The sequence below is a fragment of the Bacteroides thetaiotaomicron VPI-5482 genome, assembly GCF_000011065.1.
GTDB classification, from domain to species: Bacteria; Bacteroidota; Bacteroidia; order Bacteroidales; family Bacteroidaceae; genus Bacteroides; species Bacteroides thetaiotaomicron.
Genome location: NC_004663.1, coordinates 4,134,281 through 4,158,372, shown reverse-complemented (window position 1 = coordinate 4,158,372; position 24,092 = coordinate 4,134,281). Strand labels below are relative to the sequence as shown.

Annotated in this window: 17 protein-coding genes; 12 read left to right on the top strand and 5 right to left on the bottom strand. The window is 45.4% G+C overall.

The features are described from left to right. Positions 1 to 63 precede the first annotated feature (63 nt). From epsC to queG, 12 genes are all read left to right on the top strand, one after another. Entirely contained in the window at positions 64 to 966 is a 903-nt protein-coding gene (gene epsC, locus BT_RS16495) for a serine O-acetyltransferase EpsC (RefSeq protein ID WP_008762864.1), read from the top strand. 16 nt (positions 967 to 982) lie between these two features. Continuing rightward, the gene (locus BT_RS16490) at positions 983 to 2,452 is read left to right on the top strand and encodes a THUMP domain-containing class I SAM-dependent RNA methyltransferase (RefSeq protein WP_011108720.1); all 1,470 of its coding nucleotides are present in this window, start codon (positions 983 to 985) and stop codon (positions 2,450 to 2,452) included. A 208-nt stretch (positions 2,453 to 2,660) separates the two neighbouring features. After that, positions 2,661 to 4,859 (top strand): S9 family peptidase, encoded by a 2,199-nt coding sequence (locus BT_RS16485; RefSeq protein ID WP_011108719.1) that lies wholly within the window; start codon positions 2,661 to 2,663, stop codon positions 4,857 to 4,859. A gap of 73 nt (positions 4,860 to 4,932) precedes the next feature. Next, positions 4,933 to 6,207 carry a phosphoribosylamine--glycine ligase gene (gene purD / locus BT_RS16480; protein WP_011108718.1) on the top strand — a complete coding sequence of 425 codons (1,275 nt, stop codon included), beginning with the start codon at positions 4,933 to 4,935 and terminating at the stop codon, positions 6,205 to 6,207. After that, on the top strand, positions 6,207 to 7,217 hold the full coding sequence (locus BT_RS16475) for a hypothetical protein (protein ID WP_011108717.1): 1,011 nt from the start codon (positions 6,207 to 6,209) through the stop codon (positions 7,215 to 7,217). Before purD ends, BT_RS16475 begins: the two co-directional genes overlap by 1 nt. Beyond that, the gene (locus tag BT_RS16470; protein ID WP_011108716.1) at positions 7,202 to 7,681 is read left to right on the top strand and encodes a YqaA family protein; all 480 of its coding nucleotides are present in this window, start codon (positions 7,202 to 7,204) and stop codon (positions 7,679 to 7,681) included. The genes BT_RS16475 and BT_RS16470 overlap by 16 nt, the downstream gene beginning before the upstream one ends. A 46-nt stretch (positions 7,682 to 7,727) precedes the next feature. Continuing rightward, complete coding sequence (gene mnmD, locus BT_RS16465) at positions 7,728 to 8,450, top strand: tRNA (5-methylaminomethyl-2-thiouridine)(34)-methyltransferase MnmD (protein WP_011108715.1); 723 nt, start codon at positions 7,728 to 7,730, stop codon at positions 8,448 to 8,450. A gap of 2 nt (positions 8,451 to 8,452) precedes the next feature. After that, positions 8,453 to 9,379 carry a metal ABC transporter solute-binding protein, Zn/Mn family gene (locus BT_RS16460; RefSeq protein ID WP_011108714.1) on the top strand — a complete coding sequence of 309 codons (927 nt, stop codon included), beginning with the start codon at positions 8,453 to 8,455 and terminating at the stop codon, positions 9,377 to 9,379. A gap of 59 nt (positions 9,380 to 9,438) precedes the next feature. Continuing rightward, complete coding sequence (locus BT_RS16455; protein ID WP_062696006.1) at positions 9,439 to 10,230, top strand: metal ABC transporter ATP-binding protein; 792 nt, start codon at positions 9,439 to 9,441, stop codon at positions 10,228 to 10,230. Positions 10,231 to 10,648: 418 nt separating this feature from the next. Then, entirely contained in the window at positions 10,649 to 14,023 is a 3,375-nt protein-coding gene (locus BT_RS16450; RefSeq protein ID WP_011108712.1) for a protein O-mannosyl-transferase family, read from the top strand. Between the two features lie 102 nt (positions 14,024 to 14,125). Then, the gene (locus tag BT_RS16445) at positions 14,126 to 14,740 is read left to right on the top strand and encodes a polysaccharide deacetylase family protein (protein ID WP_008767469.1); all 615 of its coding nucleotides are present in this window, start codon (positions 14,126 to 14,128) and stop codon (positions 14,738 to 14,740) included. Between the two features lie 75 nt (positions 14,741 to 14,815). Then, positions 14,816 to 15,847: a tRNA epoxyqueuosine(34) reductase QueG gene (gene queG / locus BT_RS16440; RefSeq protein WP_011108711.1), complete on the top strand. Its 1,032-nt coding sequence runs from the start codon at positions 14,816 to 14,818 to the stop codon at positions 15,845 to 15,847. 118 nt (positions 15,848 to 15,965) lie between these two features. On the opposite strand, the gene BT_RS16435 is transcribed toward queG, so the two are convergent. From BT_RS16435 to BT_RS16415, 5 genes are read right to left on the bottom strand one after another with little or no spacing between them, the layout of a single operon-like run. After that, positions 15,966 to 17,030: a BACON domain-containing protein gene (locus BT_RS16435; protein ID WP_008767467.1), complete on the bottom strand. Its 1,065-nt coding sequence runs from the start codon at positions 17,028 to 17,030 to the stop codon at positions 15,966 to 15,968. Between the two features lie 15 nt (positions 17,031 to 17,045). After that, complete coding sequence (locus BT_RS16430; RefSeq protein ID WP_008767466.1) at positions 17,046 to 18,377, bottom strand: DUF4302 domain-containing protein; 1,332 nt, start codon at positions 18,375 to 18,377, stop codon at positions 17,046 to 17,048. Positions 18,378 to 18,389: 12 nt separating this feature from the next. Then, on the bottom strand, positions 18,390 to 19,304 hold the full coding sequence (locus BT_RS16425; protein ID WP_008762851.1) for a zinc-binding metallopeptidase: 915 nt from the start codon (positions 19,302 to 19,304) through the stop codon (positions 18,390 to 18,392). A gap of 14 nt (positions 19,305 to 19,318) precedes the next feature. Continuing rightward, positions 19,319 to 20,872: a RagB/SusD family nutrient uptake outer membrane protein gene (locus BT_RS16420; protein ID WP_008767465.1), complete on the bottom strand. Its 1,554-nt coding sequence runs from the start codon at positions 20,870 to 20,872 to the stop codon at positions 19,319 to 19,321. A 35-nt stretch (positions 20,873 to 20,907) separates the two neighbouring features. Then, the gene (locus tag BT_RS16415) at positions 20,908 to 24,084 is read right to left on the bottom strand and encodes a SusC/RagA family TonB-linked outer membrane protein (RefSeq protein ID WP_011108710.1); all 3,177 of its coding nucleotides are present in this window, start codon (positions 24,082 to 24,084) and stop codon (positions 20,908 to 20,910) included. Between the last annotated feature and the right edge of the window lie 8 nt (positions 24,085 to 24,092).

The window sequence follows — 24,092 nt, the reverse complement described above, 5'->3', positions numbered from 1 at the left end:
TCAACGAAATTTATTATTTTTTTTAATACCTTTGTCCCCATATAAACATGAGTAACTGACCTAATGAGTCCATTGAACTTTACCCACATTCTGACACAGGCAGTCGATGAGCTATCGGAAAGCGAATCTTACAAAGGGCTGTTTCATCAACATAAAGATGGCGAACCATTGCCCTCTGCTAAAGTTTTGTATGAAATTATCGAGCTTTCACGTGCCATTCTCTTCCCCGGATACTACGGAAATTCCACCATCAACAGCCGGACAATCAATTATCACATCGGTGTAAATATCGAAAAGTTATTTGACTTGCTCACAGAGCAAATCCTGGCCGGACTATGTTTCAGTACGGCAGAAGGAGACTGCAACGTCTGCTCGGAGTCGAGAAGAGAAGAAGCCGCCCGACTGGCTGCGAACTTTATCAGCAAACTACCCGCCATGAGAAGAATACTGGCTACGGACGTAGAAGCCGCCTACAACGGTGACCCCGCTGCCAAAAGCTACGGTGAAGTAATTTTCTGCTATCCCGCCATTAAGGCAATCAGCAATTATCGTATTGCGCACGAACTGCTGGAACTGGGTGTTCCCCTGATTCCTCGCATGATCACGGAAATGGCTCATAGCGAGACGGGTATCGATATCCATCCGGGAGCGAAGATAGGCAGTCACTTTACCATAGACCACGGAACGGGTGTCGTGATCGGTGCTACAAGCATCATCGGGAACAATGTCAAATTATATCAGGGTGTCACCCTAGGAGCAAAAAGCTTCCCGCTGGATGCCGACGGAAAACCGATCAAGGGTATCCCCCGCCACCCGATACTGGAAGACAATGTCATAGTCTACTCCAACGCCACCATTCTTGGAAGAATCACTATCGGAAGCGACGCAACCGTAGGAGGAAATATCTGGGTAACGGAAAACATTCCTGCCGGAGCAAAGATTGTACAAACAAAAGCAAAGAAATAAAATCAATAAACTATATATGAGCGAACAATTCGAGATGATAGCCAAGACCTTCCAGGGACTGGAAGAGATACTTGCTGAAGAACTTACAACATTGGGAGCCAACGATATCCAGATAGGACGTCGCATGGTTTCATTTACAGGAGACAAGCGTATGATGTACAAGGCAAATTTCTGCCTCCGTACTGCTATCCGCATTCTAAAACCGATCAAGAATTTTACGGCAAAGGATGCTGATGAAGTTTACAACCAGATACAGGCCATTCCATGGGAAGAGTATCTTGATGTAAACAAGACGTTTGCGATAGACGCGGTTGTATTCAGCGAAGAATTCCGCCATTCAAAGTTCGTCTCATATAAGGTGAAGGACGCCATCGTGGACTATTTCCGTAAAAAGACAGGCAAACGCCCGTCAGTACGCATCAATAATCCGGATGTGCTGCTCAATATTCACATTGCACAAACGACTTGTACGTTGTCTCTGGACTCTTCCGGAGAGTCACTTCATCGTCGCGGATATCGCCAGGAACAGGTAGATGCTCCGTTGAACGAAGTATTGGCTGCCGGTATGCTTCTGATGACAGGATGGCGCGGTGAATGTGACCTGATTGACCCGATGTGTGGTTCGGGAACGATTCCTATAGAAGCTGCGCTGATCGCAAGAAACATCGCTCCGGGAGTATTCCGCAAAGGATTCGCATTCGAGAAATGGGTGGACTTCGATTCGGAGATGTTCGATGAGATTTACAATGACGATAGTCAGGAGCGCGAGTTTACTCACAAGATATACGGATACGACAACAATCCGAAAGCAAATGAAATCGCAACCCATAATATAAAGGCAGCGGGTGTATCCAAAGATGTGACGCTGAAACTGCAACCGTTCCAACAATTCGAACAGCCGCAGGAGAAGTCCATCATTGTGATGAATCCTCCTTATGGCGAGCGTATCTCCACCAATGACCTGCTCGGACTGTACCAGATGATTGGCGAACGTCTGAAGCACGCATTTGTAGGAAACGAGGCTTGGGTACTCTCTTATAGAGAAGAATGTTTCGATCAGATCGGGCTGAAACCAAGCAAGAAAGTGCCGTTGTTCAATGGTGCACTGGAATGCGAGTTCCGCAAATACGAGATTTTCGACGGGAAATATAAGGAGTTCAAGAGTCAGGAGGGAGAAGGAGAAGAGAAGAAAGAGACTGAAGGAAACTATGATACTTCCAGACCCAGAGAAAGAAAGGAATTCAAACCGCGCGGGGAAGGAGAATTTAAACCCAGACGGGAAGGCGAATTCAAACCTCGTCGCGAAGGGGAGTTCAAACCTCGTAAAGAAGGAGACTTCAAGCCGAGACGGGAAGAAGGAAGCTTTACCCGGGATGACAGGGACAGAAAGCCTAGAGGCGAGTTCCGAGGGGAAAGAGATTCGAGAGCTCCGAGAGAATTCAGAGGAAACCGTGAGCCTAGGATACCAAAGAAGGAAGAAGAGTAATTTCATAGATAGTTAATGGCATCTCACTAAAAAATGCCATTAACTTATTGATAGACAATATAAGGTCGCATCTTGCGATCTTATCATTTGATGAGTAAGAAAGCGAATTGAATATCTCGAAAAAGACGTATCATCCGACAGAGAAAGACAACTCTCCTGAACAGGGTAAAATAGAAGGATTTAAAACCAATAAAGATAAATAAAAGCAATGAGTAAAATTGGAAAAAGAGCCATTCTGATATTGCTGGCGCTACCAATCGGATTCAATGTTATGGCACAGGAAATCAAAAAGCTGACACTGGAAGACTTGATTCCGGGCGGCGAGACCTACCGTTATGCAGAAAACCTCTACGGTCTGCAATGGTGGGGAGACGTGTGTATCAAACCAAGTACCGACACCATCTACACTGTTCAACCCAGAACAGGGAAAGAGACAGTGCTGACTACCCTCGGACAAATCAACAAAGTACTGGCAGACAATAAAGCAGGGAAACTGCCGACCCCGTACTCAATCCGCTACCCGTGGGCGGACAAACCGCAAATGTTACTGAAAGTATCCGGTAAGTACATCGTATACGATTTCGAGAACAACCGGATTGTCAGCACACTGAAGTTGAAAGATAAAGCAGCCAACGAAGATTATTGCGTCGCCAACGGAAACGTAGCCTACACAGTCAACAACAACCTGTATGTGAACGAACAGGCAATCACCGACGAACCCGAAGGCATCGTCTGCGGGCAATCCGTCCACCGCAATGAGTTCGGCATCAACAAAGGCACCTTCTGGAGCCCGAAAGGCAACCTGCTCGCTTTCTACCGCATGGACGAAAGCATGGTGACGCAATACCCGCTTGTAGACATCACGGCACGTGTAGGAGAAGTGAATAACGTCCGTTACCCGATGGCAGGAATGACCAGCCACCAAGTAAAAGTAGGCGTCTACAACCCCTCCACCGGTAAGACCATCTATCTGAATGCAGGTGATCCGACCGACCGTTACTTCACCAATATCAGCTGGTCACCGGACGAAAAGAGCATCTACCTTATCGAACTGAACCGCGACCAGAACCACGCCGTACTTTGCCAATATGACGCAACGACAGGCAAGTTACTGAGCAAACTGCTGGAAGAAACGCACCCCAAATATGTAGAGCCTCAGCACCCCATCGTATTCTTACCGTGGGACAGCAGCAAATTCATCTACCAGAGCCAGCGTGACGGATATAACCATCTATATTTATGCGACCTCACCTCCAGCCTCAAAGGCGAATGGAAAAGCGATGCCGCAGGCGGCAAGCACATCGAATACATCCCGACGAAGCAACTGACCGAGGGCAAATGGCTGGTAGGCGACATTCTGGGCTTCAACGCCAAGAGGAAAGAAGTCATCTTCCAAGGAGTAGATGGCACAGGCTCCAATAACTTTGCAGTAAATGTCAACACAGGAAAGTGCAGCCTCCCGTTCAGCTTCCGTTCTATCACAGAAGGAGAACATAACGGAATGCTCAGCGCATCGGGAAGCTACCTCATCGACCGTTATTCGACTCCCACCCTTCCGCGCCGCATTGACATCGTGGATACCAAAAGCCTGAAAACAGTCAACCTGCTGACAGCCAAAGACCCATACGAAGGCTACGAGATGCCGACCATCGAAACCGGTACTATCAAAGCCGACGACGGAACGACCGACCTATACTACCGCCTCACCAAACCCGCAGATTTCGACCCGAACAAAAAGTATCCGGTCATCGTCTACGTATACGGCGGCCCGCACGCACAACTCGTCACCGGTGGTTGGCTGAACGGCTCCCGCGGATGGGATATCTATATGGCTAACAAAGGCTATATCATGTTCACCCTCGACAACCGCGGCAGTGCCAACCGTGGACTGGAATTCGAAAACGCCACCTTCCGCCGCCTCGGCATCGAAGAAGGCAAAGACCAGGTGAAAGGCATTGAATTTCTGAAATCCCTCCCCTACATAGACGGAAACCGCATCGGTGTACACGGATGGAGCTTCGGAGGCCACATGACCACTGCCCTGCTGCTCCGCTACCCCGAAATATTCAAGGTAGGCGTAGCAGGCGGACCTGTCATCGACTGGGGATATTACGAAGTGATGTACGGCGAACGTTACATGGACACTCCGGAAAGCAATCCGGAAGGCTACAAAGAATGTAATCTGAAGAACCTTGCCGGACAGCTGAAAGGTCATCTGCTCATTATCCATGACGACCACGATGACACTTGCGTACCGCAGCACACACTGTCGTTCATGAAAGCCTGTGTAGATGCCCGCACCTACCCCGACCTGTTTATCTATCCGTGCCACAAGCACAACGTATCAGGCCGCGACCGTGTACATCTGCACGAAAAAATCACCCGATACTTTGAGCAGAACCTATAGCAATCTATAGTTGACAGCTCACAGCATCATACCGAAAAACTCATAACTGAAAACTCATAACTTAATACTCATTATGAAGATATTATTACTAGGCTCGGGCGGCCGCGAACATGCACTGGCATGGAAAATTGCCCAAAGTCCGAAAGTTGAAAAGCTGTACATCGCTCCGGGAAACGCCGGAACAAACGCCGTAGGCGAGAATGTCAACATCAAAGCTACCGACTTTGAAGCGATCAGCGCTTTCGCTCTGAAAGAAAACATCGAAATGGTAGTAGTAGGTCCCGAAGACCCGTTGGTAGAAGGCATCTACGATTACTTCCAGAATCGTCCCGAACTGAAACATATCGCCGTTATCGGTCCGTCCGCCAACGGAGCACAGCTGGAGGGCAGCAAGGAGTTTGCCAAAGGCTTCATGATGCGTCATCAAATCCCGACAGCCCGGTATAAAAGTATCACAGCAGAAAATCTCGAAGAAGGTCTGGCTTTCCTCGAAACGCTGGAAGCCCCATACGTGCTGAAAGCCGACGGACTCTGTGCCGGAAAAGGCGTTCTGATCCTCCCCACACTGGACGAGGCAAAGAAAGAACTCAAGGAAATGCTTGGCGGTATGTTCGGCTCCGCATCGGCAACAGTCGTTATTGAAGAGTTCCTGAGCGGTATCGAATGTTCCGTATTCGTGCTTACCGACGGCGAACACTACAAAGTCCTCCCCGTAGCGAAAGACTACAAGCGTATCGGTGAAGGCGACAAAGGACTCAACACAGGCGGTATGGGCAGCGTGACTCCGGTTCCGTTTGCCGATGAAGAATACATGGAAAAAGTACGTACCCGCATCATCGAACCTACCATCAACGGACTGAAAGAAGAAAACATCGTCTACAAAGGCTTCATCTTCCTCGGACTGATCCGGGTAAAAGGCGAACCGATGGTGATTGAATATAACGTCCGCATGGGCGACCCGGAAACGGAAAGCGTGATGCTCCGCATCCAAAGCGACCTCGTGGAATTGCTGGAAGGCACAGCCGCAGGCAATCTCGATGAAAAGACACTGGTCATGGACCCGCGCTCGGCAGGTTGTGTGATCCTTGTGAGCGGCGGTTATCCTGAAGCATACGAAAAAGGCTTCCCTATCAGCGGCCTGGAACAGGCCGCCGCTACCGAAAGCATCATTTTCCATGCCGGAACAGCCATGAAGGACGGACAAATCGTAACGAACGGGGGACGTGTGATCGCTGTCTGCTCTTATGGCGCAACGAAGGAAGAAGCGCTGGCACAGAGCTATAAAGTGGCAGATATGATCGACTTCGACAAGAAATATTTCCGTCGCGATATCGGATTCGACTTATAATGAGAAACAAGAGACTACAAGGTCTGGTCACAGCAGGGCGGTGGACACTCCCTGCTGCGATTTTCATCTGCACCCTTTGTTGGGTGCTGACCTCTGTCCTATTGCCCGAACTCACCATGACAGCGGGCGAAGAAGGCGGTTCCGTGCTTTGGCAGTCTGCCCGCACGTTGCTGCTCCCCGCATGGGCGGAGCATCTTGTCAGTTTCTTGATTTACGCGGCTATCGGCTATTTCCTGATCGAGCTGAACAACCGGTTCAGTATTATCCGTATGCGGGCTTCCGTGCAGACAGCTATCTATTTTCTGCTGGTCACCGTCTGTCCGGAGATGCACCTGCTATATGCCGGAAACGTTGCCGCCATAACCTTTTTATTCTCCATCTATTTCCTGTTCAAGAGTTACCAGCAGGCGCAGGCGTCAGGATATCTGTTCTACTCGTTCCTGTTTATCGGTGCAGGGAGCATTCTCTTTCCCCAGCTCACCTTCTTCTCGGTGCTCTGGCTGTTTGAGGCGCACCGCTTTCAGTCACTTACGTTCCGCAGTTTCTGCGGCGCACTGATAGGATGGACAATGCCCTACTGGATGCTGTTCGGACACGCTTTTTTCTATGATCAGATGGAGCTGTTCTATCATCCTTTCAAAGAGCTGGCCACTTTTGGGGACATATTCAACCTACAGATACTCCAGCCGTGGGAACTGGCGACTCTCGGTTATCTGCTTGTATTGTTCATCGTCAGCGCCGCTCATTGCGTCGTTGCCGGATTCGAAGATAAGATACGCACGCGCGCCTATTTACAGTTTCTCATAGACGTGACACTCTTTCTCTTCGTACTGATTGTGCTACAGCCGTCACAATGCAGCAATCTCTTGCCGTTGCTCATGATAAGCAACAGCATACTGATCGGACACCTTTTTGTGCTGACCAACAACAAAACATCGAATATATTCTTCATTGTTGCCACGGTCTGCCTCATCCTTTTATTTGGTTTTAACGTATGGACGCTTTTATAGATTCAACGATACAACTCCTCATCGAATGGGGACTTCCGGGATTGTTTATCTCGGCCTTACTCGCAGGGAGTATTGTACCATTCAGTTCCGAACTGGTGTTGGTAGCACTGGTAAAACTCGGACTGCCACCCACTGCCTGTATATTGGCTGCCACCCTCGGCAATACGGCAGGCGGAATGACCTGCTACTATATGGGGCGTCTGGGCAAAATAAGCTGGATTGAGAAATACTTCAAAGTAAAGAAGGAGAAAGTAGACAAGATGGTGAAATTCCTGCAAGGGAAAGGAGCATTGATGGCATTCTTCGCTTTCCTGCCGGCCATCGGAGAGGTGATCTCCATCGCACTGGGATTTATGCGAAGTAATATATGGCTTACCACCACCTCCATGTTTGTCGGCAAACTGATACGTTACATTCTGCTTCTGTATGTACTGGAAAGCGCATGGAACGTCGTTGCAGGATGAAATAATAGGTAATAAGTAACAGGTAATAGGTAATAAGTTTTTTGAGATGAAAAGAGTGATTGAAAAGACTGATGACGGGAGCGCCACCCTATTTGTTCCGGAATTGAATGAACATTATCATTCGACCAAAGGAGCACGTACGGAGTCCCAGCATATTTTCATCAATATGGGACTGAAAGCCTCCGCTGCCCCCTCTCCGCATATTCTGGAGATCGGTTTCGGAACGGGGCTGAATGCTTGGCTTACACTTGAAGAAGCAGAAAGAAGCGGACGTAACGTACATTATACAGGACTTGAACCCTACCCGTTGGAATGGCAGATGGTGGAGCAACTGGGATATATAGAACAACCAGCAGCTATCGACCTGTTCAGAGCAATCCATACATCACCGTGGGAAGAAGAAATATCCTTTACCCCACACTTCACTCTCTGCAAAGTACAAGCCGACGTCAATGAATGGATTACCCAGCGCAGCCATTCTCCATTATCCATTATCCATTCTCCATTATCATTCGACGTTATCTATTTCGACGCCTTCGCTCCGGAAAAGCAGCCGGAAATGTGGTCGCAGGAACTATTTAACCGTTTATATGTTTTATTAAATGAAGGAGGCATCCTCACCACTTATTGTGCTAAAGGAGTCATCCGACGTATGCTGCAGGCCGCAGGCTTTATCGTAGAGCGCCTTCCCGGTCCTCCGGGAGGAAAGCGGGAAATACTACGTGCCCGAAAACTGAAACAGAATCAACCCCCGATATTAATACAATAGTCATGAAACAACAACTAAAAGATTTGAAAACACTCCTTCTTCTCGGCTCCTGCCTCCTGTTGGCAGCCTGCACGGGTCGCACGTCCAAAGCAAGCGGCAGCGAAGAAGCGAAACCGGTCATTACCGTCACTATCGAACCGCAGCGCTACTTCACGGAAGCGATTGCCGGTGATAAATTCACGGTAGTCAGCATGGTCCCGAAAGGTTCCAGTCCGGAGACATACGACCCTATTCCTCAGCAACTAGTCTCTCTGGGAGACAGCAAAGCCTATCTCCGCATCGGCTACATCGGCTTCGAGCAGACCTGGATGGACCGACTGATGAATAACACCCCTCATATCCAAGTATTCGACACTTCGAAAGGCATAGACCTGATTCTGAACAACGGTGAGCACAACCACGCAGCAGGACATCATGACCACGACGGGCACAACCACGCCGTAGAACCGCATATCTGGAACTCTACCGCCAACGCCCTCATCCTTGCCGGAAACACCTTCAAGGCACTTTGTATGCTCGACAAACCCAACGAAGCATATTATCTGGCACGTTACGACTCCCTCTGCCAACGTATCCAGCACACCGACAGCCTCATCCGCCAGCAACTTTCCGCTCCAGAATCGGCCAAAGCCTTTATGATCTACCATCCGGCTCTCTCCTACTTCGCCCGTGACTACGGACTGAATCAAATTTCAATCGAAGAAGGCGGCAAGGAACCTTCGCCCGCCCATCTGAAAGAACTGATAGACCTGTGCAAATCGGAGAAAGTAAACGTCATCTTCGTCCAGCCGGAGTTCGACAAGCGCAACGCAGAGACCATCGCACAGCAAACCGGCACAAAGGTAGTCCCCATCAACCCGTTAAGCTACGACTGGGAAACGGAAATGCTGAACGTAGCCAAAGCTCTCACCCCTATGGACCCCGAATAAAAACGGGCTTCCATAGCGTTAATGACCGAATGATACATAAACGAAGTAATTCTCCAAATATGAAACCGATTATCGAAATAAAGAACCTTGCTGCCGGATACGACGGCCGTACCGTACTCCACGACGTCAACCTGAACGTTTACGAACGGGACTTTCTGGGCATCATCGGTCCGAACGGAGGCGGTAAGACAACACTCATCAAGTGTATCCTCGGTCTGCTGAAACCGACAGCCGGAGAAATCAACTTCCATGCCCCTACAGAAGCATCCTCCCACTCTCAACTTTCCACTTCCAACCTTCCACTTTCCCTCGGCTATCTGCCGCAGTATAGCACCATCGACCGGAAATTCCCGATTTCGGTAGAGGAAGTGATACTTTCCGGACTAAGTATCCAGAAATCCCTCACCTCCCGCTTCACTCCCGAGCAAAGAGAAAAAGGCAAGCATATCATCGCCCGTATGGGACTCGAAGGACTCGAACACCGTTCCATCGGGCAGCTTAGCGGCGGGCAACTACAACGCGCACTGCTGGGACGTGCCATCATCTCCGACCCTTCGGTACTGATTCTTGACGAACCCAGCACGTATATCGACAAACGTTTTGAAGCCCGACTCTACGAACTGCTGGCGGAGATTAACAAAGAATGCGCCATCATCCTTGTCAGTCACGACATTGGCACTGTACTGCAACAAGTGAAATCCATCGCCTGCGTCAACGAGACACTGGATTACCACCCTGACACGGGCGTTTCCACAGAATGGCTGGAAAGAAATTTCAACTGCCCTATCGAACTGCTGGGACACGGCACGTTGCCACACCGCGTTCTCGGTGAACATCATCATCATCACTAAACATTCATTTGCCGGTGCTACATCAAAGAACGGCCGCACTGCATATCAGTCATTTACAACGGTCACATCAAGCAGCAACAACTGACTTCTCAACTGTTAATGATTGAGATGTCAGATGTTAATAGTTGACATGTCAGGTATTAACAGTTGAGAAGTCAGCTATTAATGTCTGACAACGCAAGTATTATTGACCAATAAATGATTCAATGCTTAATATAAAAGATACAAAATTAGTATCTTTATACCTACTGTTGTTTATACTGTTTAGTGATTCCCCCGTTTCACTAAAAGGGCATAAGATAAAGTAAATCACCTTTCTGTTACTTAATATTTCTTACTTTCTGCCTCATTATCCTTACAAATCACTATCTTTGCGCCCACGTAATCTGTTTTTTAACGAAAAATCTAGATAGTGCTAATGAAACAGTACAGAACTATAAACAACCTCGTGGGTTGGATTACATTCATCATTGCGGCAACGGTCTACTGCCTGACAATAGAACCGACCGCAAGTTTTTGGGACTGTCCCGAGTTTATAACTACCGGTTATAAACTGGAAGTAGGACACCCGCCCGGCGCACCTTTCTTCATGCTGGTAGCGAACCTGTTCTCTCAATTCGCCTCCGATGTAACCACCGTAGCGAAGATGGTAAACTACATGAGCGCACTGATGAGCGGTGCCTGTATCCTGTTCCTTTTCTGGAGCATCACCCATCTGGTACGCAAACTGGTAATCACCGACGAGAACAACATCACGAAAGGACAACTTATCACTGTCATGGGTAGCGGACTGGTCGGCGCACTGGTCTACACCTTCAGCGACACCTTCTGGTTCTCTGCCGTAGAAGGCGAAGTATATGCTTTCTCCTCCCTCTTTACAGCCGTTGTATTCTGGCTGATTCTGAAATGGGAAGATGTGGCCAACCAGCCTCACAGCGACCGCTGGCTAATCCTGATCGCTTATCTGACCGGACTGAGTATCGGTGTTCACTTGCTGAACCTCCTCTGTCTGCCGGCAATCGTATTGGTGTACTACTACAAGAAAACTCCGAACGCCACTGCCAAAGGCTCATTGCTCGCCCTGCTCGGATCGGGCGTACTCGTAGCAGCCGTGCTTTATGGCATCGTGCCCGGTATCGTTAAAGTCGGCGGCTGGTTCGAACTGCTGTTTGTCAACGGACTCGGCATGTCGTTCAACTCCGGCGTCGTTGTCTATATCATTCTGCTCGCCGCCGCCCTTATCTGGGGTGTGTACGAAAGCTACACCGAAAAGAGCAGACTCCGCATGGCCATCTCATTCATTCTGACCATCGCCCTGCTGGGTATTCCATTCTACGGACACGGCGTAAGCAGCATCCTTATCGGTGTCGTAGTGATCGCAATTCTTGGCATCTACCTTGCTCCGCAAGTACAGGAAAAGATCAAAGAGAAATGGCGCATCTCCGCCCGTACCATGAATACGGCATTGCTGTGCACCATGATGATCGTGATCGGTTATTCCTCTTATGCACTGATCGTGATCCGTTCTACCGCCAACACACCGATGGACCAGAACTCTCCGGAAGATATCTTCACGCTGGGCGAATACCTCGGCCGTGAACAATACGGAACCCGTCCTCTCTTCTACGGTCCTGCTTTCTCCTCGAAAGTGGCACTCGACGTGAAAGACGGATACTGCGTCCCCCGCCAGTCACAGACGGGAAGTAAATACGTCCGCAAAGAAAAAACCTCACCGGACGAAAAAGACTCATACATCGAACTGCCGGGACGTATCGAATACGAATACGCGCAAAATATGCTTTTCCCCCGTATGTACAGCTCCGCGCACTCCTCACTCTACAAGCAGTGGGTAGACATCAAGGGACATGACGTCCCATACGACCAATGCGGCGAAATGGTGATGGTGAACGTACCGAACCAATGGGAAAACATCAAGTTCTTCTTCTCCTACCAGCTCAACTTCATGTACTGGCGCTACTTTATGTGGAACTTTGCCGGACGGCAGAACGACATTCAGAGCAGCGGAGAAATAGAACACGGTAACTGGATCACCGGAATCCCGTTTATCGACAATCTGCTGGTGGGCAACCAGGAATTGCTTCCGCAGGACCTCAAAAACAACAAAGGACACAACGTATTCTACTGCCTGCCGCTGCTGCTCGGCCTGATCGGACTCTTCTGGCAAGCATACCACAGCCAGCGGGGTATCCAGCAATTCTGGGTGGTGTTCTTCCTGTTCTTTATGACAGGTATCGCCATCGTGCTCTACCTCAACCAGACACCTGCGCAGCCGCGTGAACGTGACTATGCGTATGCCGGTTCGTTCTACGCCTTCGCCATCTGGGTAGGTATGGGAGTCGCAGGTATCATCCGTATGTTACGCGATTACTGCAAGATGAAAGAAGTTCCGGCTGCCGCTCTCGCATCAGTACTCTGTCTGCTTGTCCCCATCCAAATGGCCGGACAGACATGGGACGACCACGACCGTAGCGGACGCTTTGTTGCCCGTGACTTCGGTCAGAACTATCTGATGACCTTGCAGGAAGAAGGAAATCCGATCATCTTCACCAATGGTGACAACGATACTTTCCCGTTGTGGTACAATCAGGAGACAGAAGGTTTCCGTACAGATGCACGTACCTGTAACCTCAGTTACCTGCAAACCGACTGGTACATCGACCAGATGAAACGTCCCGCCTACGACTCTCCGTCACTCCCGATCACTTGGGACCGTGTGGAATACGTCGAAGGCCAGAACGAATACATCCCCATCCGTCCGGAAGTAAAGAAGAATATCGACCAGATGTATGCACAGGCAGACAGCGCGCTCGAAAACGGAAATCCGGAAGCGATGAACGAACTGAAAGAACAGTTCGGAGAAAACCCGTATGAACTGAAGAATATCCTCAAATACTGGGTTCGTTCGGATAAGGAAGGGCTGCGCGTCATCCCTACCGACAGCATCGTAATGAAGATCGACAAGGAAGCTGTCCGCCGTTCCGGCATGAAAATACCGGAAGCGCTGGGCGACTCCATCCCCGAATACATGACCATCTTGCTGAGAGACGCCAACGGCAACCCGAAACGCGCCCTCTACAAGAGCGAACTGATGATGCTCGAAATGCTTGCCAACGCCAACTGGGAACGTCCCATCTACATGGCTATCACCGTAGGCAGTGAAAACCACCTCGGCATGGACAACCACTTCACGCAGGAAGGTCTGGCATACCGCTTCACTCCGTTCGATACGGACAAGCTGAACAGCAAGATCGACAGCGAAAAGATGTACGACAACCTGATGAACAAGTTCAAGTTCGGCGGCATCGAGAAACCGGGCATCTACATCGACGAAAACGTAATGCGTATGTGCTACACACACCGGCGCATCTTCACACAGCTCGTAGGACAGCTCATCAAAGAAGGCAAAAAAGACAAGGCACTCGCCGCACTCGACTACGCCGAGAAGATGATCCCGTCATACAACGTACCGTATGACTGGGCAAACGGCGCCTTCCAAATGGCGGAAGCCTACTACCAGCTGGGACAAAACGAAAAAGCGAACAAGATCATCGACGAACTTGCCAACAAGTCTCTCGAATACATGATCTGGTATCTCAGCCTGACTGATTACCAACTTTCCATCGCCAGCGAAAACTTCATGTACAACGCAGGACTGCTTGACGCAGAAGTACGCCTGATGGAGAAATACAAATCAGAAGAATTGGCTAAACATTACTCGGAACAACTCGACCAGCTATACAATGAGTACGTTGCGAGAATGAAAGGGAAATAAAAACTAAGTAATAAGTATTAAGTAATAAGTAATAAGCTGCGCCATAAGCCGCACGGTTATTACTTATTACTTATTACCTGTTACTTATTAATAAAGACTCTTATGTTTATAGAACAACCACCTTGGTTCTTCCGAGCGCTGTATCCACAAGCCATCTTCCGGATGGACCCAAACGAACGGGCAGTCTACCTGACTTTTGACGACGGCCCTATCCCGGAAGTTACCCCTTGGGTACTGGAGCTACTGAAGAAACACGATATTAAAGCTACCTTCTTCATGGTAGGCGACAATATCCGCAAACACCCGGACGAATACCGGATGGTGGTAGAACACGGACACCGCATCGGCAACCATACTTTCAACCACATCCGCGGCTTTGAATATTCCAATCCGGATTATCTGGCCAACACCAGACGGGTAGACGAAATTATCCACTCGGACTTGTTCCGCCCGCCACATGGGCACATGGGATTCCGGCAATATTACACCCTTCGCCACCATTACCGTATCATCATGTGGGATCTCGTAACCCGCGATTACAGTAAGCGAATGCGCCCGGAACAGGTACTGAACAACGTAAAACGCTACGTACGCAACGGTTCCATCATCACCTTCCACGACTCTCTGAAATCGTGGAACAACGGGAATCTGCAATATGCTCTCCCCCGTGCCATCGAGTTTCTGAAAGCGGAAGGCTATGTGTTCAAGGTATTCTAGCTGCCGGCAAAGAAACATTTTACCTGCCGACAGCAAGTTTTCTAATTACCGATAAGGTTTTCATCCATATCCATTATGAAAAAGCTCCTCTCCTCAGACCGAATTAAAGCCGAAGCACTACGCCTCGGCTTTTCCGCCTGCGGACTGGCGCCTGCCGAAGCTGTGGATGAAACTGTGGCTACCGCCTTCCGTCAATGGCTGGCGGACGGTTGCCAGGCAGAGATGGCGTATATGCAGAATTATGAGGATAAACGGCTCGATCCGCGCTTGTTGGTGGAAGGGGCACGTACGGTGATCAGCGTTGCGCTAAACTATTATCCGGCAAAAAAACTTCCCGAAGGTGAGTATCAGATTGCATGGTATGCCTACGGGAAAGATTATCACGATGTGATGAAGAGGAAATTGAAGGAACTTTTTGAGTTTATAGAAAAAGAAGTTTCATTCTCCGAAGAAACAGACAGTACTATCGCCTCGACAAACAATATCGGCACATATACTGAAAACTACGCCTCAGCACCCCAAGCCCCAGTATCCCAAACCTCCGCTTCTCCGCTTCAAGGCCGCATATTCTGTGATACCGCTCCCATACTCGAACGTTATTGGGCATGGCGTACCGGCTTGGGATGGATAGGAAAGAATACACATCTCATCATTCCTCACGCCGGCTCCTGCTTCTTCTTAGGGGAAATTATTCTTGATAGGGAAGCTGACAATTATGACTCTCCACAACGAAATCAATGCGGTTCGTGTACACGTTGCCTGGATGCCTGCCCGACAAAAGCGCTGGAAGCCCCTTTCAGGCTCAATTCCGAGAGATGTCTTTCTTATCTTACCATTGAGTATCGTGGGGAACTTTCGCTCAATACAGGAAAAAAAATGGGTAATAAAATATATGGCTGTGACGAATGTCTGAAAGCTTGCCCTTGGAATCGCTTTGCCACTCCTTGCCGGACAGCCGAATTTCAACCGTCTCCTTCTTTGCTAAGTATGAAGAAGGATGATTGGCATTCGCTGAGTGAAGAGCAATATAAAACCATTTTCAAAGGTAGCGCAGTGAAAAGGGCTAAGTATAGTGGATTGATGCGTAATATAAAGATTATTAAATAAATATTTAAATATTAAGAGCTACTACCTTACGATAATAGCTCTTAGGATCAATTAATGCAAGTTCTTCTCATAACAAACAGTTAAACCACTATATAAAAATAGTATTTCATGCAAAATATTATTCAGCATATTGCATCAAAATAGCAGGAAAATCAATAGAAAGTCCTGCATAATTTGCAGTAGACGGAACTCTTCCCTTAAATAATCCCATTGACATATATGCATCTGTAATATAAGCTAACGCAACCTGCCCATCATTCATTAATACAGGAGAAAGAATAATTTTTCCCTGTAAATACAAACCATCATCAGTTTTAGTTATTATTGAGCCGTACATCACTCCTCCTTGCCCATCAGACAAAGCATAATTTTGCTGCTGTGGAGTGGTTATAACTAAAGCTCCATCTTGATAGGTGACCGCTAAAACAATCGTTGCTCCCAACAGTCTTGTCATTGGTAGCTGGAATATATAGCCATTACCACCCGGATTTTTAACAATTTGAGTATTTTCCTCTAATGAAAGAACTTGATTAATACCAAATGCTGTAGCAACGACTTTCACAACACCTGTCCATTGTCCCAATAAGTCATCAATATCGTACTGCAATAAAGCATATTCAATTTCACGAATGCCAGTAGTCACTTTTACAATGGCCGAACGAATTTTACCAGTGAGATTCTCTTTTGCAATAAACTTAAATCCATCACTCGTCATTTCATAGGATAACCATTGAGAAGCATCTGCTGGAATAGATACCTGAATAGGCAAATTACTCGACATTTCAACAGGGACCTCCTCTGCAGCATCTGTCAATGTGAAATAGGTAGCATCTCTATTATATTTCCAAATAGCTCCTTCCTGCAGTATGGTTGCTTGCTGCGTACTCACACCATCAGTTAAAACGATTTGTGCGCTACGCCCCGGATAACCTGTATTAGCATCTACAGAAATGGAAACTTTATGATCTGCAACTTCGATTACCTGACACCAATCGGCATTCACCGTAGCCGTGACAGTTCCAGTTGCTGCAAATTCGACAGTTCCAGTGCCACCACTAGCTTTCATATCCAAATCTGATTTTATAATTGTCAATTTTACAGTGGCAGCATCGTCATCTGAAGAACATCCTGCAACAAAAAATAAGCAGAATATTATTAAGTATAAATTCAGTATATTTTTCATAATCTAGTTTTTTATTTATTCCTCAACTTTCATAAAGACCATCTCTCCATACATACGTTCCACCCCTTGAACATATGAACTTTGACTATAATCAGGTGCCGAATAGCGGTCGAAGGCCATATAATCAGCTTTTGCACCACCTACTGCTTCGAATACCCCATCATCCTCAAATGTAAATCCAAACGGAGACTGTTGTACATTTGCCACAAAACCAAACATCAGACCTGCCTGATAACTAATATATGTAGGATAAAATCCCATGGCATAACAATATGTAGTACATCCCAAATAATATCCTGATATATAACCTACCTTTTGAGTCTTAAAGGACATAATTCCTTCACCTCTATCATAATCGAGCACTATATCACCAATTAGTCCCCTGAGAATATAACTCTTATTTTCTACATCCTCCATAATAGATATTGGTAATTCTTCGTCTGTCAAATTATTATCTTTATACATCTTGCAGGTAAGAGTATAATTACCTAGATAATCATTATATTTAATATATCCCTCCGGATAAATTCCTTTCATTTTAACGTTAGTTGCCCCCTCGTCAGTACAAGTAAAAAGCTCGGAGGAAGGGTCCCACACAAAATTTTGCACAGTTACTCCTGCCAGTGAAACTGGTTCCCGGAAACGAAAGCCATCGGTTGTAAAAAGGAAAGGAGATTGCTCTTGTACAATGTTACCACCATCATTATAGGCTATAACAAAAGTATAATTACTTCGCTGCGTCATACCAACTAAATTTCCATCAACCAACAACTGATATTGTATAAAGAAAGCATTCTCTTCTACATCATTCACAGAGTTTATATATGCCTCCCAGTTCAAATCATCCGGAAGCGCATACATTACTATCGTATTTCCATACTTTTTGCCCTGCATTACAATTTTCTCGGCTGAAGCTTCCTTTATAATAAACTCGTAATCTCCTTGCAGGTTGGCATTGGGGTTGGAACCTCCGCCTTGTGGCTTGGCATATGCATGAATAAAAGCATTATAAGTGTCGAATGTAAGCATAGTAGCTTCCTCCGATACAACCTTATAAAGAGAGGAAATAGTCTCATCGCCTTCGTATCCTTGAGATGCCATTGTAACTCGCTGACCATCAAACTTGCACAGAAGAGTTATGCCTCCCAAAGCATAGTCCTGACCTATGTAATATTCCATTCTCCAACCATTAGATGCCGATTCTAATAGCTCACTATATTGCTTCACTTCCTCTGTTGCACGGTTCGCTGAAGAATCATCAAAATAATCCTCTTCCTGGAAAAGACAGGATTGCAAACCAAAGCATACAAGAGCCATCAACAAATAAATCATTATATTCTTTTTCATAATCTTCCTGTTTTATTCAATAGTACTTAAATCCAGCTCCGGAATTTCTTGCTGACGCCTTAACACAATCTCACGCAAATCATCTAAATTAATACCCCAAGTTTCAAGCATATAATTGTATACAATAGTAAACTTCTGATTAATAATAGCCGCTCCGGCAGTTCCGGCAACCTTCAGCATATTATCCCAGTAAGCCTGATCGTGAGTAACATACATGGCGATATTCTCTACAAAATCTTCTCTTGCCTCACTCATCGCATATGCCGTCACAAATCCTTCCGGCCATGCATCCGCATCCTCTCGCAAATATGAATTTCCATTTTCAGCAACATAGAAATACCAGTCGGAACCAACATATTTTCCTTCGGTAATGCGATCAAACGATGGGTCATAATTACGCTTCTGATGCAGGATATGTGCAAATTCATGGTGCATCGTCTTAAAGTAATACTCATTCAAAACTTCGATATCGACATTCTCAAAGTCCAGACTGTTCACTTCGTACAATGTTATCTTCTTTCCTCCCTCGGCAGTACCCAACACCTTCGTACCACTGCTATCATAAGCCGGAGAACCTATCAAGTGAAAAGTTTTTGGCACATAAGACCGAAGAAAAGCCGGTCCGGCAAGTTCAGTATATGCCTCCATCCATACATGCTTGATAATCTTGGCCAAAGCAACCGATTTATCGTAATCCGCCGGTACCAGATTATATTTGTGATCACTTTCAATATCTTGCATACGATACTTGAAATCAACGTTATACGGATATGTATAATTAGCAAGCAACCATTCATCAAAACCATTATGTTCCATTGGCTCTGTTGAAAAAATACTATGCTTGGTGTCAATATCATCGCCATTATTACAGGCTCCCCAAAGAATGGGCAAAACAGCCGTTAGTATATAAATATAATATTTCTTCATATTATTTCCTCCTTTTAATTTTCAGTACGTGGATTGGGTTGCATTCCTGCCAGAACTACACTCTTAGGAATTTGCATAGCACGTCTTGCGTCATTTACCGGCATTTCATCTGTTACGACTATATTGTTATTAGCAATAGAACGGCGATAGATAACAATTCCATAACGTTTAATATCCGGCCAGCGCAGACCTTCGTGCAAAGTAGCAATACGTCTCATATGCAGAATGCAGTGAATAAAGTTCTCCTGTATACCTGATTCAATAGTAAAATCAGGCTGAAGCTTTTTCTTGGGAGTCGGATTTTGTGTCGGATTGTAATAATCCATCTTATCATAATACTCATTTATCATCCCCGGAGTTAAAGTTTGCTTATTAGAAGTATATGCTTTCTCCCATGTAGTAAGATCTGCAGCAGCCATTGGATAGTTCTTTTTCAGCGTATAAGCCTCAGCCCTGCAAAGCAAAGTCTCGTCTGTAGAGAAAATCACAGGCATATAATACAGGTAGTCACCAGCATAATAACCGCCCTTTCTCAACATACTGCATTCATAGCCCGATGTTGTAAAAGGCTGCATATACATGCGGTCAGGGATACCCCATAATCCGGAAGAACGTGATGTTTCGTAAGAAGCAATTAACTTATTATGTAGATAACGTTTTCCTGTCATGTAATTACTCAGAATAATACCCCAGTTAGATACGGTACTACCTATCAACAAGTTAGCCTTACTTGTAGAAGCAATATATGCGTCGGGCTGTACATTATCATTAGCAGAGAGTTTTCCCAACGCTTCCCAATCCCGTAATTCGGCAGCAGGATCACTTCCCAACACACGATCTGCATATTTTATCACCTCATCACAATTAGAAAAGTCAGGCTTCATATAATAAAGATAGAAACGTGCAGCAAAAGCATATGCAGCTTTCCTTGTGAAATGATATTTCGGCACAGAATAACTATCATCGGAAATAAGAGCCATACCATCTAATAAGTCCTTCTCAATCTTCTCATAAGTCTCCTGCAAAGTACCCCGCCCGTATTGTGGTTGCACAGTTGTTTCAACTTTAGTCATATAAGGAATACCTAATTCCTGTGATGCATGAGTATTATAAGCATTACAAAAAATATTTGCTAATACAAAATGATTGTACGCCCGACAAACAAGAGCCTCTCCTCGCTGCGGCATCAACGATTCCGGATTTCCCCGTTTCTCAATCTCTTCCAAAGCCATGTTAGCAGAAGCAATAGCTATATAATGGGTTTCCCAAAGATTTGTAGGCGTATCCTGATATTCTTCCTGGGTATCTTTCCAGTTATAGCACTCTTCCTCAGATAACTTATAATAAGAATATCTGGCACTGTTATCGTCGGTATTATCACTATAAAGTTCAAACAGTTCATTCGCAGATCCTTCCGGATAAGCAGAAACAAGCATTTTAGCTATTTTTTGCTCAGAATTCAGCTCCGTCCGGTTATCTGGTAATTCGTCAAGAAAATCATTACAAGAGCTACCGACAATAGCAAGCGTTGCGATGAACAATGGAATATATAATTGATTTCGTCTCATCTTTAATCTTTTTTTTTATTATTAAAATCATTCTCTTACAATCCTAAACGCAGAGTTAATGTAAACTGACGTGGCACCGGTGAAGCTACACCACCAGTATTAAAGAATTCAGGATCTTGACCATTCAATTTCTTATCTGCATAAATAAGGAATAAATTAGTTGCCTGTAACTTCAAAGAAAGATTGGAAATCTTCGCAGCAGAAATCCAGCTCTTAGGAAACTCATAAGAAAGTGAGATTTCTTTCATACGGATAAAATCACCTTTTGCAATTCGCTCTGTAGAATAATTGTAAGCATTGTAAGCTTTATACAATGTTCGGTTTGCTTCATATTGCGGATTACTCAAGATTGCAGGAATATTAGTCTTTGCCTCATCCCCAGAAAGCGTCCAACGATTCTTGAATTCACGAGGCATAGCACTCAAATCGGAATATTTATAATTAAAATATGGATTCAAACGAACAACATTACCAAATGAATAAGTCATGAATACATTGAGTTTAAACCCTTTATATGCAAAAACGTTACCGAAACTACCAGTTATTGTAGGATCTGTCGGACCTTCATATTTCAAATAATCTAACTTCTCACGTTCCTGGAAATTAATATCAGTCGATGTTATATTTCCATTGATATCGAACATAGGAATACCTTTTTCATCCAAACCTGCAAAAGGAATGGAGAAAAGCCCGCGCACAGGATATCCTTCACGTGCAAATCCATTTCCCGAAACAAGTTCCATCATACGAGTACGTCCTCGCAAATCAGTAACTTCATTCTTAGCATGAGAAAAAATAAAATCAGAATTCCATGAGAAGTCTTTCGTTTTAATATTGCTGGTTGAAAGGGTAAATTCAATACCATGTGACTTCATTGTAGCTACATTGGCATATTTATAAATAGTACCTCCCACTCCTTGTGTTGGAATCAACCCAATCAGGTCATAGTTATTGCGCGTGTACCAGTCAGCTGAAAGATTAATGCGATTATTAATAAAACCTACATCCACTCCTATATTCAATTCATGCTTCTTTTCATACGTTAATTCACTATTTTCCAAATCCACTATATGAAGACCCGTTTCTTGAATATCAGTGAAAGGACGATAAGGTGAATAACTCTTAATAATAGCTTGTGAATTTGTTACATCAGCCGGACCACGATCAGCTGTCAATGAGTAAGATGCCTTAAATGTCAAATTTGAAAGCGTTGGTTGAAGTGATTGGAAGAATTTCTCTTCATGAACATTCCACGCTGCAGAAAGATTCCACGTTGGCAGCCAACGAGCAGAACGGCTACGCCCCATTCTATTAGTTCCTTCATAGCGGAAAGTACCATTCAGCGTATAACGTCCGTCATACGAATAAGTAGCATTTGCAAATGTAGCTACACTCCGATATCTAGTATGCCCCATAGAATAATACTTTTCTCCAGTCTCAATACCTTTCTTAAAGTACTGATAAACATATGATGGAATCTCACCCATAGAATATTGCATACCCCATCCTTGGAATGAAGAGTTAGAGCGTTGAAGATCATTTACTTCCATTCCTGCAAAAAGATTAGTTATATGCTTTTCTGCAAATAGATGATTCCATGATACAGTACCACGGAAATCCAGTCCCAACATCTTACGATCTTGACGCTGATAAATACCTCCTTCAGGAAGAATCGAAATAGGTAATGCATATGGGTTATCTGGATTCTTATACAACCAGTCGTTTTCATCACGAATAGTAGCATCGTCCAACCCCGTACGATAAGCAATTGCTTGATTAGAATCATCCATTATATTATGTTCTTGTGATGATGATTGATAACGCACAGCACCCAGCGCACTGACTTCTAGGCCCTGCAACACCTTCCATTTCAACTCCCCCTGGAACTTTACATCAACAACATTCAACTCAATAAAATTATTGTCCAATTCACGGAGAATATTAAATGGAGCATAATTAGCCACATAATCTGTATTAGGATCTAATGTACGTGAAGTATTCAGTGCGTATGAATAGGGGTTGATATCAAAATCACGTGTAACCTGACCTGCCGCAACGTCCAATGATGAGTTCATGGTACCTGGTGCATTCTGTTTACGGTAAGAAGCACTTGATATCAAGTTTATGCTTAGGTTCTTTAAGATATTATAAGTCGTATTCAAATTGGCTGTATAACGTTTCACTTCACTCTGCTTATACCATCCCGGATCAAGCATGGCACTCAATGACGCATAAAAAGATGATTTATCAGAACCTGAAGTAATACTTACAGAGTGATTCTGTGAAATATTATTTGAGAATAATACATCAAACCAGTCGGTATTACGCATTTCGGCTTCGGTCAAATAAGCATTACGTGCTTCTAAAGTATTCATCAGCCCAAATTGACCATTCGTTTCATTAAACTGGTCGATCAGTTTATACATACGTCCGTACACACCTGAATTCTTTGCACGAAATAAATCAGCACTATTCAACCAACCTTTTTGCTCCAATTCTTTATATATTCCCATTTGCTCCTGAGAATTCATAATATTGAACTCTTTGTATGAGGGCACCATACGCGTAGTAAACTCACCCGTATAATTAATTTTGCTGACTCCAGCTTTACCTTTCTTTGTAGTAACAACAATTACACCTGCCATTGCACGTGCACCATAGATTGAGGTTGCTGAACCGTCTTTCAAAATCTGAAAGCTCTCAATATCATCGGAATTTAAACCAGCAATAGCCGAACTAATCAGAGTTTCAGCATCACCAGAAGATAAATCATCAGGTCCCACATCAATAGCATCTTCCATAATAACTCCATCCACCACCCATAATGGTTTGGAGCTACCATAAATGGAGGTAGCACCACGTACACGAATTTTAGGAGCAGTACCAAACGTACCGGATACGTTCTGGACTGACACACCCGCAGCACGCCCTTCAAGTCCACGGCTAATATCAGGGAGACCATCCAATTTTACATTATCAGCTGTTAATTGTTGAGTTGCACCAGTAAAAAGGCGTTTGTCCATTTTTTGCATACCGGTTACCACTACTTCCTCCAGAACTTCTGCATCTGGTTTCATCAGAATTCTTATCGTTCCTGCTTTTATGGGGACCTCCTGAGTTTTCAATCCGATATAGCTAATCTTCAAAGTTCTAGCAGAACTTGGTACATCGTTTATGGTAAACTTACCATCGATATCGGTGACTGTTCCCATCGTTGTAC

Coding starts and splice junctions, on each gene's coding strand:
- epsC (WP_008762864.1), top strand. CDS start 64: ATGAGTCCATTGAACTTTACCCACATTCTGACACAGGCAGTCGATGAG.
- BT_RS16490 (WP_011108720.1), top strand. CDS start 983: ATGAGCGAACAATTCGAGATGATAGCCAAGACCTTCCAGGGACTGGAA.
- BT_RS16485 (WP_011108719.1), top strand. CDS start 2,661: ATGAGTAAAATTGGAAAAAGAGCCATTCTGATATTGCTGGCGCTACCA.
- purD (WP_011108718.1), top strand. CDS start 4,933: ATGAAGATATTATTACTAGGCTCGGGCGGCCGCGAACATGCACTGGCA.
- BT_RS16475 (WP_011108717.1), top strand. CDS start 6,207: ATGAGAAACAAGAGACTACAAGGTCTGGTCACAGCAGGGCGGTGGACA.
- BT_RS16470 (WP_011108716.1), top strand. CDS start 7,202: ATGGACGCTTTTATAGATTCAACGATACAACTCCTCATCGAATGGGGA.
- mnmD (WP_011108715.1), top strand. CDS start 7,728: ATGAAAAGAGTGATTGAAAAGACTGATGACGGGAGCGCCACCCTATTT.
- BT_RS16460 (WP_011108714.1), top strand. CDS start 8,453: ATGAAACAACAACTAAAAGATTTGAAAACACTCCTTCTTCTCGGCTCC.
- BT_RS16455 (WP_062696006.1), top strand. CDS start 9,439: ATGAAACCGATTATCGAAATAAAGAACCTTGCTGCCGGATACGACGGC.
- BT_RS16450 (WP_011108712.1), top strand. CDS start 10,649: ATGAAACAGTACAGAACTATAAACAACCTCGTGGGTTGGATTACATTC.
- BT_RS16445 (WP_008767469.1), top strand. CDS start 14,126: ATGTTTATAGAACAACCACCTTGGTTCTTCCGAGCGCTGTATCCACAA.
- queG (WP_011108711.1), top strand. CDS start 14,816: ATGAAAAAGCTCCTCTCCTCAGACCGAATTAAAGCCGAAGCACTACGC.
- BT_RS16435 (WP_008767467.1), bottom strand. CDS start 17,030: ATGAAAAATATACTGAATTTATACTTAATAATATTCTGCTTATTTTTT.
- BT_RS16430 (WP_008767466.1), bottom strand. CDS start 18,377: ATGAAAAAGAATATAATGATTTATTTGTTGATGGCTCTTGTATGCTTT.
- BT_RS16425 (WP_008762851.1), bottom strand. CDS start 19,304: ATGAAGAAATATTATATTTATATACTAACGGCTGTTTTGCCCATTCTT.
- BT_RS16420 (WP_008767465.1), bottom strand. CDS start 20,872: ATGAGACGAAATCAATTATATATTCCATTGTTCATCGCAACGCTTGCT.
- BT_RS16415 (WP_011108710.1), bottom strand. CDS start 24,084: ATGGGAACAGTCACCGATATCGATGGTAAGTTTACCATAAACGATGTA.